The organism is Methylonatrum kenyense (genome assembly GCF_023195885.1).
Taxonomy (GTDB): Bacteria; Pseudomonadota; Gammaproteobacteria; order Nitrococcales; family Aquisalimonadaceae; genus Methylonatrum; species Methylonatrum kenyense.
On record NZ_JALPKO010000006.1, the window covers coordinates 42,082 to 57,219 of the forward strand.

10 protein-coding genes are annotated in these 15,138 nt (G+C 63.6%); 4 read left to right on the top strand and 6 right to left on the bottom strand.

The window, feature by feature from the left end:
- Nucleotides 1-4 precede the first annotated feature (4 nt).
- The 6 genes from M0534_RS08510 to map all read right to left on the bottom strand — a co-directional run bounded on the left by M0534_RS08510 (nt 5) and on the right by map (nt 11,731).
- The gene (locus M0534_RS08510) at nt 5-5,380 is read right to left on the bottom strand and encodes a VWA domain-containing protein (protein WP_248568004.1); all 5,376 of its coding nucleotides are present in this window, start codon (nt 5,378-5,380) and stop codon (nt 5-7) included.
- A 357-nt stretch (nt 5,381-5,737) separates the two neighbouring features.
- Entirely contained in the window at nt 5,738-6,505 is a 768-nt protein-coding gene (locus M0534_RS08515) for a hypothetical protein (protein WP_248568005.1), read from the bottom strand.
- Nucleotides 6,506-6,516: 11 nt separating this feature from the next.
- Complete coding sequence (locus M0534_RS08520; RefSeq protein ID WP_248568006.1) at nt 6,517-7,248, bottom strand: hypothetical protein; 732 nt, start codon at nt 7,246-7,248, stop codon at nt 6,517-6,519.
- Entirely contained in the window at nt 7,245-8,162 is a 918-nt protein-coding gene (locus M0534_RS08525; RefSeq protein ID WP_248568007.1) for a hypothetical protein, read from the bottom strand. The genes M0534_RS08520 and M0534_RS08525 overlap by 4 nt, the downstream gene beginning before the upstream one ends.
- A gap of 79 nt (nt 8,163-8,241) precedes the next feature.
- The gene (gene glnD, locus M0534_RS08530; RefSeq protein WP_248568008.1) at nt 8,242-10,941 is read right to left on the bottom strand and encodes a [protein-PII] uridylyltransferase; all 2,700 of its coding nucleotides are present in this window, start codon (nt 10,939-10,941) and stop codon (nt 8,242-8,244) included.
- 7 nt (nt 10,942-10,948) lie between these two features.
- The gene (map, locus tag M0534_RS08535; RefSeq protein ID WP_248568009.1) at nt 10,949-11,731 is read right to left on the bottom strand and encodes a type I methionyl aminopeptidase; all 783 of its coding nucleotides are present in this window, start codon (nt 11,729-11,731) and stop codon (nt 10,949-10,951) included.
- 344 nt (nt 11,732-12,075) lie between these two features.
- On the opposite strand from map, the gene rpsB reads away from it, so the two are divergent.
- The 4 genes from rpsB to frr all read left to right on the top strand — a co-directional run bounded on the left by rpsB (nt 12,076) and on the right by frr (nt 15,129).
- Nucleotides 12,076-12,840: a 30S ribosomal protein S2 gene (gene rpsB / locus M0534_RS08540; protein ID WP_248568010.1), complete on the top strand. Its 765-nt coding sequence runs from the start codon at nt 12,076-12,078 to the stop codon at nt 12,838-12,840.
- A gap of 95 nt (nt 12,841-12,935) precedes the next feature.
- On the top strand, nt 12,936-13,814 hold the full coding sequence (gene tsf / locus M0534_RS08545) for a translation elongation factor Ts (protein ID WP_248568011.1): 879 nt from the start codon (nt 12,936-12,938) through the stop codon (nt 13,812-13,814).
- A gap of 33 nt (nt 13,815-13,847) precedes the next feature.
- Nucleotides 13,848-14,567 (top strand): UMP kinase, encoded by a 720-nt coding sequence (gene pyrH / locus M0534_RS08550; RefSeq protein WP_248568012.1) that lies wholly within the window; start codon nt 13,848-13,850, stop codon nt 14,565-14,567.
- Nucleotides 14,568-14,571: 4 nt separating this feature from the next.
- Nucleotides 14,572-15,129 carry a ribosome recycling factor gene (frr, locus tag M0534_RS08555; RefSeq protein ID WP_248568013.1) on the top strand — a complete coding sequence of 186 codons (558 nt, stop codon included), beginning with the start codon at nt 14,572-14,574 and terminating at the stop codon, nt 15,127-15,129.
- Nucleotides 15,130-15,138: the final 9 nt, after the last annotated feature.

The window sequence follows — 15,138 nt, forward strand, 5'->3', positions numbered from 1 at the left end:
AATCCTACTGTTGGTCCAGGCGGAAGGTCTTTTCACTGCCCGGGGCCAGGGTCAGGCTGAAGCGCCGTTCGCCGTCGGCGCCGTCGACCAGCAGTTCATAGTCGCCGGCATCCAGGGCCAGCGCCTGGCCGTCGTCGACCCGACCCTCGGCGACCACGTCCTGCTCGGAATCAACAATCCGGTAGGTGGCAGTCAATGCCTGTTGCAGTGCCCGACTGAGTTGCTCGCCATCGCTGCTCTCGAAGTAGGCGCCGCCGCCGTCGCGGGCAAACCGCTCGAACTCCGCCTGCATGCCGATTTCTTCAATATGAAAGCCAACGATGTTCAACCGCAGGTCCATGCCGGCGTCCACCAGGGCTGCCACCGAGGCTTCGACGTCTCCGTCGCAGGTTTCCTCGCCATCAGTCAGCATCACCACCAGCTTGCGCTCAGCGTCCACGTCCGCCAGGTCCTCCGGCACCGCGTCAAGTGACGCTGCCAGCGGCGTTCGGGCCAGATTGATGGCCTGGATCGCATTGACGGTGTCGCGGACGGTATTGTGGTTGCCGGCAGTCGGTGGCACCAGCAGTTCGGTCTCGCAGCTATGCGGTTCGGTGTGACCGTAGGCCCGCAAGGCCACCGGTACCTGCTCGGGGATCCGTTCGTCGAGGACCTCGTTGACAATCCGGCGAGCGACTTCGATGCGGCGACCACCCTCCATCTGACGCAACATCGATCCGGAGGCGTCGAAGATCAGGTGCACGGCGCCGGCAGCCAGGGCCGGCGTCTCGCCGCTGACAATCTCCAGGGTTCCGGGTTCGGGTGGTTCCTGGTAGCGCATTTCCGCATCGAGGAAATAACGGGTCGGTTGGCGTACGGCCCGCATTCCCTGTTCGAAGGCGCGAATCAGGCCACCGCGGTCAACGTTGTAGCTGTAGTGTCCGCCGCCAACTGCCGACCAGCTTCGCATCAGGTTCTGGTACCAGCGGGTCTCGGCGATGTCCCGGGGCATGCCGTGACTGATTTCCAGGGCGAAGATTCTCGGTCTGACGCGTTCCAGAACGGGCCAGACGTCCATGGTCCGACCGCGCAGCTCGGCATCGGTGATCAGGAAAATCACCCGGTCGACCTCACCACGTGCACTGTCGTCGTGTTGCAGCATTTCCAGTTCCCGGCTCGCCTGCAGCAGGGCCGGCTCCGAGTTGGAGCTGGTGAACTGGCGCTCATAGGCTTCCAGCGTCCGGCGCAGACGCTGCGGCGATTCCGCCCAGTCCGCCATCAGCATCGGGCCGCCCAGCGGCATCAGATTGGCGATCTCCTCGCCGGGGCGCAGCCGCTCGGCGAATCGGCTTACCGATTGGTAGATGGTGCGCTCGTGGGCCCGCAGACTGCCGCTTGCGTCCCAGAGAAACGCAATCGCCCGCACCGGTTCGGTGACATCAAGCCGGTACTCGCCGGGATCCAGATCCACCGCGGTCGCTTCGCGCCAGCCGTGGCCGTCGGCAGTCCAGTCAAGGGCGATGTCGTTGCCTTCCGCATCCTGCAGGGTGGTAATCAGTCGGCCCGCCATGTCTTCGCGCAGACGCAGGGCCAGCGTGTTGTCCCCGGGCTCTAGCGTGAGCCGGTAACTGCGCGTGTCTCCGGGCGAGTCGACGCGACCGCTGAGCTTGCCGGCGAAATGCCACGGCGCGTCCGGCGTGCTGTCGGCATCGTCAACCTCGACAGGCCAGTCCGGCCCTTGATGCACCGCCTCGAACGGACCCTCGCGGCCGTCTCGCTGCCAGTGGGCAAGGACCGATTCGCCACTGTCCGGGGATGCCGCTTCATAGGCGCCGAGTTCGGCGGGTATCCGCCACCGCTGACCGCGTCCGCCGTCCTCCAGCGGCTCCGGTTCGGTGACTTCGAGCCGCAGGTAACGGGCCCAGACCGGCTCCTCCAGCTGCAGGTGGGCAAGCCCGTCCGCATCCCGTTCGAGGGTCCAGCGACCATGATCCGTCCAGGGTCCGACCGGGCTCTCCAGGCTGCTGAAGACCCGTACCCGCTCCACCGGCAGTCCGTCCCGGTTCGCGTCGTCCTTCCAGCTCAGGCTGTCGAGTCTCGCGGCGCGCTGCTGCAGGAAGCCGAACACAAGGTCGATACGACGTCCGCGAATCACTTCGCCGCGTTGCCGCGTGCCGTCGCTTGGGCGGAACAGGCGGGCGCTACCACCAACCAGCTCGCGCAGGCTGGTCACGTCGGGACGGCTGTAGATCCAGTGACCGCCCAGCGCCGGGTCGAGCAGATTGGGGCGCGAATCGGCTAGCGCGCCAGTCGGTTTTCCCAGCACCTGCAAGGCGCCAATGCCGGTGCTGTCACTGCGGGAGACGGGCCCCCAGTAGCTCAACGGCCGAACGCCGATGTAGCGGGCTTCCACGGGCTCGTCGAGCGGGAAATACTGGTCGCCGTCCAGATTGTCCAGCTCGATGGTTTTCAACGGGGTGAGTGAATCGAAGGACGGCCCGATGCTGATTTCCACCTCGCGCCAGCGCTGCAACGGCGAGTGCTTGGAGCGGGGATCGAGCACCAGTGTCCGGATCTCGCCACCGTCACCGGCCAGGCGCAGGGGCGGCAGGGGGTCCCCGGGGTCAACCCGGTTGCGAAGGTGGCCCCAGCGTATCGAGCTGCCGGCGGAGCTCATGCCGTCGATCAGGTGGTACAGCCGATAGTCACCCCAGTCGGTCTCCAGGATGTCGCCGCTTTCGGCGTCCACGAATCGCGCCCCGAGACCCTCCCAGGCCAGGTCCACCATGCCTCGCGCGGCGCGCGCGGCGTCGGTGAGATCATCGGCAGTTGCCACGGCTTGCGATTCACTGTCCACGGCAATTGCAAGCTGGGCGTCAGTGCCGCCGGCACGGATGAAGAGGCGCACCGGGGAATCGTCGGGCAGGCCAGCAGGCAGGATCCAGTCCAGTTCCAGCGTCGTTTCGCCGCCTGGTTCCAGGGTGTACGTCTCGGGCAGGCCGCGAACCTGCCAGCCGCTGTGGTTGGCATGGGCGGACAGCGGCACCTCGAGCAGCTCGTCGCCATGGTTTTCAAGCTGTAGTTCGGTCTCGACCTGCTGCGGTTGACCGGACCAGGCGGCGAGGGTCTCGACCCGTGCATCCAGGGCCATCGTGATGTCGTCGCGATGGCGTTGCCTTTCTTCTGCGCGTTGTGCGAGCAGCGGATCGTCGACCTGAAGCTGGATAGTGCCGCGACGCCCGGAATTTACCCGGAGGTACCAGGGGCCACCGGCCGGCACACTGACGCCCCTGGCATAGGCGTCGTCGGCGGCGGGGTCGATGTCTTCCTGGTCCAGGGCCACGCCTGCGTCATCCAGGATCTCGAATTCCGCGCGGGCAAGGCGGTTAGGGCCGAAAGCGGTGAGCCGGATCTCGCGATCGGATTCTCCGGTGGGCAGCAGGAACCACTGATAATCGCCACCCAGTTCGCTGTGTGGCAGATCCAGCAGCCCATCGTCGGGTAAGGGTGCGGCGAAACTGATGTCCTCGCCGAAGGGGTGGCCGGCGTCGATGTCCCATGGCGCCATCGTATCCACGGCAAGCTGATAGGCGGATGATCCGTCACGGCCGCTGATCTCCAGGTAATACTCCCCCGGGGGAAGCTTGGCGGTTGCCCTTAGCGGATCGGCATCGGCATCAAGCCTGGAGTGGTTGAGCAACCGGGTTTCGCTGTCGGTGTAGAGTGCAGCGGCAATGCTCCCCTGCTCCGGAGGCAGGATTTCCAGACGAACGCGGTTCCAGCCGTGCAGGGTGAAACGGAAATAGTCGGTATCGCGACTGTCCCTGAGTTCACCGCGGACGGGTTTGCCCATGTGCAGGCTGTTGGCGTTTGCCGGATCATCGTTCGGTTCCGTTTCCCGGGTCGGATCCGGCGCACCCAGCCGTTGCGCCTGAATGCGGTAATCCGTGTCCTTGCCATCCAGCCGCAGGTAGTACTCGCCAGGCAGGAGTTGCAGACGGTCGAAGCCGAACCCGTCCAGCGTGTCACTGACCCAGGGGTCCCGGCTTTGGCGCCATGTGCCCTGCGTATCACGTCGCACGATACGTAGACCGTCGAGGCCGTCGCCGGTCGCCTCAATTCGCCAGAGCTGGTCGGCTTCCAGCACCTGTAAACGGAACCAGGCCTGCCGCTCGCCGGTGAAGGTGCCGTGCAGGGACTCGCCGGGTGCCAGCGGCGCTGCCCAGTCGCGGATGTCGCTGGGTTCCGGGACCTGATCGTCGTCGCCCGGCGGTACTGCCCGCAGTGTGATGTCGACCTCGGCGTCCTGGTCGTCCGGCTCCAGCCGGAGGTAGTAGACATTCGGCGTCAGGCGTAGCGCGTCGAAACTTGGCTGGGCGGAAGCCTGGCGGCAGGCCTCGTCGCGGGTGAAGAATTCGCCGAGGCAGAGCGTTACGTCCGCGGTGTCCCCGGCGGCATCGATCTGCCAGCCGTGTTCGTTCGCCTGCGTCTCGTCCAGGGTGAATCGCAGGTAACTGGGGGTCTCCGGTGCGAGGGTCAGGCGGGTTGTGTCATCCGGTGCCAGTTCGATGGCGTCGGCCAGGGTGGTGGCGACTGCATCGGGTTGTGGCTCCGGCCGTTCGCCATCCTGCTCAAGCCGCACGGCGACGCGGCCAATGGCTGCACCATCGTCCCGCCTGATGCGCAGTCGACTACGCTCCGGCAACGGCTCGGAAAGCCAGCGATGGTTGAGCGGGTTTCCGTGAATCGGATCGGTCAGCGCCTCGCCATCCGCGTTCAGCAGCGTTGCCGTCAGATCGGCGCCCAGCTCGCCAAGCAGTCTGATTTGCCAGAGCCAGTCCTCGGTCTCCTCGGTTCGGAGCGGAAGCTCGAATGCCTCGGCGTTGATCTGGAAGTACCAGTCACGGTCAACCCGCACCGGCAGATCCTCGCCGGCAGTATCGGCATCCGCGGTACCGTGCAGTTCGATGGTTTCCACCGGGGTCAAGGTGAACTGATAGTCACCGCCCCCGGCTTCAGTCAGCAGGCGGATCAGGTATTCGCCGTGCGGCACCATCAGGCCGTCATGGGTTTGCACTGCGCGGCGTGCCGTCGCCTCCAGCTCCAGCAACGGTGCCGTCTCCGCATCAGGAGTCGGTTCATTGTCCGTGGCCATGCCGAATTCGGCCACGCCGCTGTCCTCGGCAGCGTCGACCTCCGGCATGGTCCCCAGCAGCCCGCGGATCGCGTCCTCGGTACCCGCCTGCAGTTCCAGTCGCCAGAGTTGGTCGGCTTCGGCGTCGTCCACCTGCCAGCGGAATTTGTCCCGGCCATCCGTCTCCAGTTTGCCAATCAATCGCGCGCCGCCGCGGAACGGCTGCGCGGTTTCGACGGTGTCATTGGGATCCTCCGCAAATAACATTTGCGGATAGGTTGCGGGTGTCGTGGCCGGCAGAAGCAGGCCCAGAACGATGCAAAAACCGAATGCTGCAGATCTGCCCATGACGCAAGCCCTGCCCGAGCGGAGGTTCGGACGCGAAACTCCACGGCTAGTGATGGGAACCGCTTTTTACGACGCCTCTGGGATCGCTGAGCGAACTGATCCGGGATGGATCCGGTCCTTTCCCTGACCTGATTGTCCCGGCCGCTCCGGGCGCCTTTATTCCAGTTGGCGATTTATCCGTTCCCGTTCGTATTGTTTTTCAGGCAGCCTATGTGAGCCGGCTTGGCGGGCGCAAGTCCGGAAGCGGTGGGGTGGGGCGATCTGTCGCGACCGCAGCTACTCTTTCGGTGGTAACGGTCTCTCAGGCACCTTGATGGAAATGCTGCCCTGGCTGCGTTGCCGTTGACGATCCGGGTTCCGCGGCTGATAGCCGTCCTCGGCCTCGATCTCCGAGGCGCGCGTTTCGCCGGCAAGCTCCCCCTCGGGCAGGGTGACAACCACTTCCCTTGGATCGTTGTGGGAGGCGTCGCCGTTGGTGGCGTCCTGCTGCTCCTGAAGCGCATCCCAGGCTTCCTGCGCCTGTTCCAGGAAATCCAGGTTTTCCTCGGTGGCGGGCAGGCTGCAGAGATGGCTGCCCTCCGGATAATGCACACGACTGTCCAGCCAGAAGTGGACGTTCATCAAACCCTGTTCGGGGCCGATCGGTCTGCCCAGCAAGACATAGTCGACCTTGCGCTCCTCGGTGACGATATTGTCGTCCACGTCACGGATTGGTTCGCCGTCATCGTCTAGCCGGGGAACGCTCTCGGGCTCGAACACGATGCACTCGTCATCGGGCGTGCCGTCATACTGGGCCTTGTAGATTGCGTGGTGGTGCCGGTCCAGCGCTTCCGGCAGTACCAGTGCGACGGTCACCGCGATCAGGAACAGCACAATACTGACGCCGGTCGCCGGCAGCACCAGGCGCCGGGGCTTGCTGGTGGAACTGACCAGCAGGCTCGCAATCAGTCCCAGCAGCAGCAGGCTGATTACCAGCAGCGCCAGCGGCAGCGCGGTGGCCAATGTGCCGTGGTCCTGCATCAATCCAAGCAAGCTGTCTAGCATCGGATCCATCGTCAGTCGCAGTTGTAGCGCGCCCCGGTGGCGAGGCGCAGTTCCCTGGGTTCGGTCATCGACCCATCAACCAGATTGCCTTCATCGTCGATCTGGAAGCTGACGCCGAGTTCCTGGCGTGGCTCTTCCAGCGGGATTTCCCAGCTGAAGCTGCGTTGATTGGGTCTGTCCCGGTTGATGGTGACGCGTAGCGAGGTCGTCACCGGCAGACGTTCCTCATTGGTGCTGTACAGGTGCACGCTGACCATGTAACGCCCCTGCGGCAATGTCACGGTGCGTGCACCCACGGTCTCCAGATTCAGGTTTTCCTGGCTGTCGTCGCCCTCCCAGCCACGGTCGTCCTGATCCAGGCGAAGCAGCGCCGACTGCCGGATATGATTGGGGTAGCCAACCACCTGGCATCCACCCTCCGGATCCATGTAGACAGCCCAGAGATCCACATCCGCGTAGGAGTGGCCCGGCTGGATGATCGCGCCGTCGCGTTCCAGGACCGCCTGGCGTTCCGGCAGCGGATCCTCCTGGTGACGCCTTGGCAGGGTGGGGTCCCATTCCGCCGTGATATAAAGGGCGCTGTCGTCCGGGTCCACCGGCGGTGTCACCGGGTTGACCAGCAGCAGCAGGACCACCAGCACCAGGGCCAGTGCGCCCATCACGGCCCAGGGCAGGTCCGCGGTGGCGATATTGCTCGCCTCGTCGTGCTGTTGCTGCCGCTGATGTCGCGGATTGCGTGTCATGCCGGCGAGGCCGTCAGGCGGGGTTCGTCGATGGCTGCGCTGGTTACCGGCATGTCCTGGCGAATCAGCGCCATTTCCGCATCATCGTTCACCAGAGGCAGTACCCGGGTCAGCATCAATACTTCAACTTCGTCCACCATGCCGCCAACCGCGCGGTCGAACGCGTCCTGGTGGCGGGACAGGATGATGTTGCCGGCCATGCCGGCCAACGAGGTGAGCACCGCCATGCCGATGCCCGAGAGCACCTGGCCGGCGACGATCAGGCCGGCAGCCACATCGGCACCGCCAGACTCGCCGACAATGGTCGAGAAATCCACGGTACCCAGGCCGATGGAGACACCAAGGAAGGTGAAGAACAGGCCGTATCGGGGTTGGTAGGAAGCGGCCAGGCTGACTTCACTGGTGCGTCGCTTGAGCTGGCTTTCCAGCAATGCCGAAAATGAACCAAGGTCCAGCGGGTAGCGGGGGTTGCTTGCCTTGGACAGGGCCAGCCGGCGCAGGAAACGGGCCAGCACGGTGCCTTCGTCCAGTTCCGGCACGCGTTCCCGGAACAGTGCGACCACGCGGTCATGGGCCGTGCCGCCCTGCCGGTCGTTATCCAGGTGTTGCCGCAGGGCCGCCAGGGCCCGGCGCTCGCGGTCCAGCATGAGGCTGCAACGCGGTGTGGTGTAGAGCAGATGGTAGATCAGATTGGCTGCGATCAAGCCGATGCCGGTCAGCACCAGCATGCTGCTGGGAAGCAGCAGGTTGATCCAGCCCTGGAGATGCAGCGTGATCAGGATGGCGAGGAGGACGGCGTGGCTCCACAGGACCAGCACTGTCATTCGGTAAGGACCGTGTTTCAGCCAGTTTCCATCCATTTGCGAGACCTGTCGCTGCCAGAACCGGGAGATCGGCGCTGGCAGCGCGGACATGCTGCAACCATACGACGACCAACTGTGTGACAGGTCATTGTCCGCTCAGTTCGGATGCCCCCGGAAACGAAGGAGGGACTCACAGGCCGTTGGCCTGCTCGACGGTATCGGGGCGCTCGCCCAGCAGGTCAAGCAGTTCATCGCGAATCCTGCGGAACAGGGCGTCGTCGCGCAGCGGCTGGTTGTGCTGGTCGGTGATGAAGAACACGTCCTCGGCGCGCGAGCCGAGGGTAACGATCTTGGCGCTCTGCAGCCGGATGCCCAGGTGCGACAGCACATAGCCGACCCGGGCCAGCAGCCCGGGTCGGTCCGCGGTGAGCAGTTCCATCACCGTGCGGCCGTTGGCCTCGTCCTGTACGAAGCTGATCTCGGTGCGCAGATTGAAGTGCCGATGCTGACGCGGGATCGGCAGGCAGATCGGGTTCTCGATGCCGTTGCGTTTCAGTGCCGCCTGCAGCCGTTGCACGATCTCCTTCTTGCGATACGGATCGCTGACCGGCTCGCCGTTGTCTTCCAGAACCAGGTAACTGTCCAGCGTATGGCCGTCTTCGGTGGTGATGATGCGTGCGTCCTGGATGTTCAGGTTGAGCGTGTCCAGTGTGTGTGCGGAAAGGGCGAACAGGTAGTCGCGGTCACTGGTGTAGATGAAGATCTCTGTGCCACCTCGCGCGCTCTGCGGCTCCATCAGCACCAGTGGCAGGTCTTCCCGTCGGGTGCGGGTGATGGCGGCCGCATGCCAGGCTATTTCCTCGGCGGAATACCGCAGGAAGTAGTCGTCGGTGAAATGCCGCCAGAGCGATTTCACGGTCATGTGATGGACGCCCATGGCTTTCAGTCGGCGGCGCGCCTGGAGCTGCGTCTCGCGGACCAGTTCGGCGGCGTCAATCGGATGCTCGAGGCCGCGGCGCAGTGCACGGTTGGTCAGCATGTAGAGTTCGAGCAGGAGCGAGTCCTTCCAGGAATTCCAGAGCGCCGGATTGGTGGAGCGAATGTCGGAGACGGTCAACAGGTACAGGTAATCCAGCCGGGTCCGGTCGCCGACCTGATCGGCGAATTCGGCAATCACGTCCGGATCGGAGATGTCTTTTCTCTGTGCGGTCAGTGACATCAGCAGGTGCTGCTGCACCAGCCAGGAGACCAGCCGCGAATCGTACTGGCTCATGCCATGCTCGATACAGAACTGCCAGGCATCCTCCGCGCCGAGTTCGGAGTGGTCGCCACCACGGCCCTTGGCAATGTCATGGAACAGGGCCGCCAGGTAGAGCAGTTCGGGTTTCGGCAGGCGCTGCATGATCGTGCTGCAGAACGGCAGTTCGTCGGCGAACTCCGGAAGCGCGAAGCGGCGTACGTTGCGCAGCACGAAAAGCGTGTGCGAGTCGACGGTGTAGACGTGAAACAGGTCGTACTGCATGCGGCCGGTAATCTCGCCGAACGCGGGGATGTAGCGGCCGAGGATGCCGTAGCGGTGCATGCGCCGCATTTCGTGGGTGATGCCGCGCGGCTGGCGCAGGATTTCCATGAACAGGCTGCGACATCGCAGGTCGTTGCGGAAGCGTTCGTTCACCAGGTGCCTGTGATTCCGGATCAGGCGGATGGTGGAGGCCCGCACGCCCTTCAGCCCCGGCTCCTGCTGCATCAGCAGGAAGACTTCCATCAAGGCAAAGGGGTAGCGGCGAAACACGTTCGCGTGGGTCACCTCGATGAAACCCTTGCGGGTCTGGAAGCGCTTGTTGATCAGTTTCGGCGGCTCATGGTCGTGCGCATACAGGATCGCCTCCTGGAACAGCTGCAGCAGCATTTCATTGAGCCGGTTCAGTTCCATCACCGTCCGGTAGTAGCGCTGCATGAGCTGCTCGACGGCGAGGGTGTGAGGCTGATCCTTGTAGCCGAACTGCTTGGCCAACGTGGTTTGGTGATCGAACAGCAGGCGATCCTCGCGGCGCCCGGCGGTTTCGTGCAGGGCAAAGCGGATGTCCCAGAGAAAATTCTGGCCGCTGATCAGTTCCTGGTACTCGTTTTCTGTAAGAAAGTCGTGCAGCACCAGGTCATGCAGGGTGGTGGCGCCGAAATGGCGTTTCGCCACCCAGCCCACCATGTGAATGTCACGCAGCCCTCCGGGGCTTTCCTTGATGTTCGGCTCCAGGTTGTAGGCGGTGTCGTGGTATTTCTCGTGGCGCGCAACCTGCTCTGCCAGTTTGGCTTCAAAGAAGTCGCGGCTGGGCCAGAGCCTTGCCGGCCCGGTGGCGTCGCACATCTGTTCGTACAGTGCGCGTCGGCCGGCAAGCAGGCGGGATTCCATCAGGTTGGTGGCGACAGTGATGTCGGCCTGGGATTCGCGTTCGCAGTCGCTGACCGAGCGCACGCTGTGACCCACCTCAAGGCCGATGTCCCAGAGAAAGGTCAGGAACTGTTCGGCATGGCTGGCACGATCACCTTCACAGTTGCTCGCCAGCAGCAGCATGATGTCGATATCCGAGCCGGGGTGCAGCTCGCCACGGCCGTAGCCACCGACAGCGACCAGCGCTACATCGCGATCATCCCCCATGATGCGTTGCCAGGCCCGGCGTAGCAGCTCATCCATGATGCAAGCGCGTTGCGGTACCAGTTCGCTGGCGGGAGTACCGTCGCGAAACCGGCCCATAAGCATGGCATCGGCGTGTTCACGGGCGTCGCGGAACACGCGCATTGGTGATTCGCCCCGGGCCAGTCGGCTGTCCAGCTCCTCGGAATCGAACAGGAAGGTGTCGATGAGGGGTTGCTGCTGCGCTGGGTGAGGCATCGGGGGTTTACTCCGGGACGACGCCTGGCGTCTCGTCGTGGCGTAGCGTCAGAACCTCATGGCCGCCAGCGGTGACCAGTATCGTGTGTTCCCACTGCGCGGACAGGCTGTGGTCGCGCGTCACCACGGTCCACTCGTCCGGTAGCAGCCGGGTTTCGCGCTTGCCGGCATTGATCATCGGCTCGATGGTGAAGGTCATGCCTTCCTGTAATGTGATTCCGGTGCCGGGTTCGCCGTAGTGCAGCACCTGCGGGTCTTCATGGAACACGGCACCGATACCGTGGCCGCAGTATTCGCGGACCACCGAAAAACCGGCACCTTCCGCCAGCGCCTGGATTGCGTGACCGATATCACCCAGGGTGGCGCCGGGGCGCACAAGCCGGATGCCCTCCCAGAGGCAGGCATGGGCCATGTCGGAGACGCGCTTGCCCTTGATGGTCGGTTCGCCGACATGAAACATGCGGCTGGTGTCACCGTGATAACCATCCTTGATCACGGTGACGTCGATGTTGAGGATGTCGCCCTTGCGCAGTTTCTTCGGCCCGGGAATGCCGTGGCAGATGACATGATTGATCGAGGTGCAGATCGACTTCGGGAAACCGCGGTAATTCAGTGGCGCGGGGATGGCGTCCTGGACCTCGACGATATGCCGGTGACAGATGTTATCCAGCTCTTCAGTGGTTACCCCGGGGCGGACGTGTTCCTCGATCATGCTCAGCACTTCCGCTGCGAGCCTCCCCGCGACCCGCATCTTCTCGATTTCGTCGGCTGTCTTGATCGTTACGGCCATGCCGGGACGGACCTCCAGAGCTGAATTTATCAGGGTGACGATCGCTGGCGACCCGATCAAAAAAAGCGCTGCCATCAGCGCTTTTCGACCCGCCAGCAAATTGTCGCGTCAGGGGCGGTATGGTATAAAGCGCGCGCTGCTCAGGCAAACCGGCATCAGTTGATCGTGCGCCGCAGCAGCAAAACCGTACAGCCAGCCCGGAGCTGGTCCGCAATTCCTCAGGGAGTGGACGATTCGGGCGGCTTTAATCCGCACATGGACCGACACATGCAATGGGTTGCCCGCCGCGGCGGGTTTTTGCACGCGGGTTCATGGAGGCCCAAACCCTTTCAGGAGATAGCATCATGGCCAATGTTTCCATGCGGGAAATGCTGGAAGCCGGTGTCCATTTCGGTCACCAGACGCGTTACTGGAACCCGAAGATGGCGCCCTACATCTTCGGTGAACGCAACAAGATTCACATCATCAACCTGGAAAAGACCCTGCCGCTTTACCAGGAAGCGCTGAATTTCATGGGCAAGATGGTTGCCAATGGCGGCCGCGTGATGTTCGTCGGCACCAAGCGGGCCGCCCGCGAGTCCGTGCGCGAGGAAGCGCAGCGCTGCGGCATGCCGTATGTCGACCACCGCTGGCTCGGCGGCATGCTGACCAATTTCCGCACCGTCAAGCAGTCCATTCGCCGGCTCAAGGATCTGGAGGCGCAGAAGGAAGACGGCACCTTCGACAAGCTGGCGAAGAAGGAAGCGCTGATGCTTGATCGCGAGCTGGAAAAGCTGAATCGGTCGCTGTCGGGCATCAAGGACATGGAGCGGCTGCCGGACGCGCTGTTCGTCATAGACGTCGGCTTCGAGAAGATCGCCATCCAGGAGGCCCGCAAGCTGGGCATTCCGGTGGTCGGTGTGGTCGATACCAACAACTTCGTGCGTGATGTCGACTACGTGATTCCGGGCAATGACGACGCGATTCGCGCGATCCGCCTGTATCTGCGTGGCGCGGCCGACGCCATCCTGGATGCTCGTGCCTCGTCCGTGCGGCCCGGCGCCAACGAAAACGACGATTTTGTCGAGGTGAAGGAAGAGGCGGCGGCCGATACCCCGGCGGAGAGCTGAGGCCAACGTTTCGCCTGTCGCGACCGCGGCCGCTTCCCCAGGTAGCAGGCCGCGGTCGCGTATCCGGAAAAGCTGAATTCAGAGAGGACAGACCCATGGCGATCACTGCCGCAATGGTTAAGGAACTGCGGGAGCGGACAGGCTCCGGCATGATGGAATGCAAGAAGGCGCTGGTGGAAACCGACGGTGATATCGAACAGGCCGTCGAGCACATGCGCAAGAAGGGCCTCGCGAAGGCGGACAAGAAGGCCGACCGGGTGGCCGCGGAAGGCAAGATCGTTGCTGCCACCGCCGACGGCGGCAGGCGCGGTGTGCTTCTTGAAGTGAACTGCGAAACCGATTTTGTCTCCGGTGGCGATGACTTCGGGGCCTTTGCCGACCGTGCCGCCGCGCTCATTCTCGAGCAGCAGCCGGCCGACGTCGAAGCGCTGCTGGAACTGCCCGCCGATGGCGACAAGACCCTGAACACGCTGCGCCAGGAGCTGGTCGCGAAGATCGGTGAAAACATTCAGGTTCGCCGCTTCAATACCTTCCAGACCGAAGGCCAGTTGCACCATTACCTGCACGGTACCCGGATCGGTGTCATGGTCGATGTCCAGGGTGGTGACGAGCAGCTGGGGCGCGATGTGGCGATGCACGTGGCCGCCAGCCAGCCGGTCTGCGTCGACGAGGGCGGCATGCCGGCCGAGGTGCTGGAAAAGGAGCGTGCGATTCTCAAGGCCCAGGCCGAGGAGAGCGGCAAGCCGGCCGAGATCGTCGAGAAGATGCTGGATGGCCGGATGAAGAAGTTTCTCAAGGAAACCACCCTGCTGGGCCAGCCGTTCGTCAAGGATCCGGATCAGACCGTCGGCGAGTTGCTGAACAAGGCCGGCGCCACCGTGCACGGCTTCGCACGTCTCGAGGTCGGCGAAGGCATCGAGAAGGAAGAGGGCAACTTCGCCGAGGAAGTGATGGCGCAGGTGCGCGGTTCCTGAGGGACCTGACAACTGGAGGTCGGCGGCATACCCATGAGCGAGCCTGCGTACAAGCGGATTCTTCTCAAGCTTAGCGGTGAGGGGTTGATGGGTGATGGCGAGTACGGCATATCGCCGCGCGTCATCCGCCGCCTCGCTTCGGAAATACGTGAGGTGCGCGCGCTCGGCGTGGAGGTGGCGCTGGTGATCGGTGGCGGCAACATCTTCCGCGGTGCCGGGCTTGCGGCCGCCGGCATGGACCGGGTCACCGCGGACCACATGGGTATGCTGGCCACGGTCATGAATGCCCTTGCGCTCCAGGACGCCCTCGAATACGAGGGCGTTTTTACGCGGGTCATGTCCGCGATCAAGATCAATCAGGTGTGCGAGGATTACATCAGGCGCCGCGCCATGCGGCATCTGGAAAAGGGGCGGGTGGTGGTGTTCGCTGCCGGCACCGGCAATCCGTTTTTCACAACCGACTCGGCCGCCAGCCTGCGGGCGGTGGAAATCAATGCCGATGTGGTCATCAAGGCGACCAAGGTGGACGGTGTTTATTCTGCGGACCCGGTCAAGGATCCGAATGCGAAGCGGTACAGCCATCTGACCTACGACCAGGTGCTGGAACAGCGCCTTGCCGTGATGGATGCTACCGCTATCGTGATGTGTCGCGACAACAATTTGCCGATTCGCGTTTTCGACATGACCCGGCCCGGCGCCCTGCTGGACCTGGTCTGCGGTGCGTCGACCGGCACACTGGTTGAAAGGGGATGAGACAGTGATTGAGGATATTCGGAACGATGCGGATGCACGGATGAAGAAATCCGTTCAGGCGCTTGACGCCGAGTTGCTGAAACTGCGTACGGGACGGGCGCATCCGAGTCTGCTTGATCATGTCATGGTGGAGTACTACGGCGCGCCGGTGCCAATCAATCAGGTGGCTACCGTTACTGCCAGCGACCCCCGCATGCTGACCGTGACGCCCTACGAAAAGAACATGGTGGCTGCGGTGGAAAAGGCGATCATGAGTTCCGACCTTGGCCTTAATCCGTCCTCGGCCGGCACCGTGATCCGCGTGCCGATGCCGATGCTGACCGAGGAGCGGCGGCGGGACCTGGTCAAGGTGGTCCGGCATGAGGGCGAACTCGCCAAAGTGGCGATCCGCAACGTTCGTCGGGATGCGAACAATGATCTCAAGGCGCTGGTCAAGGAAAAGGAAATCTCCGAGGACGACCAGCGACGCGGCGAGGAAGACATTCAGAAGCTGACGGACAAGTACACGGCGCAGGTGGACGCGGCTCTGGATACCAAGGAACAGGACTTGATGGCGGTATGATTGCCTGAT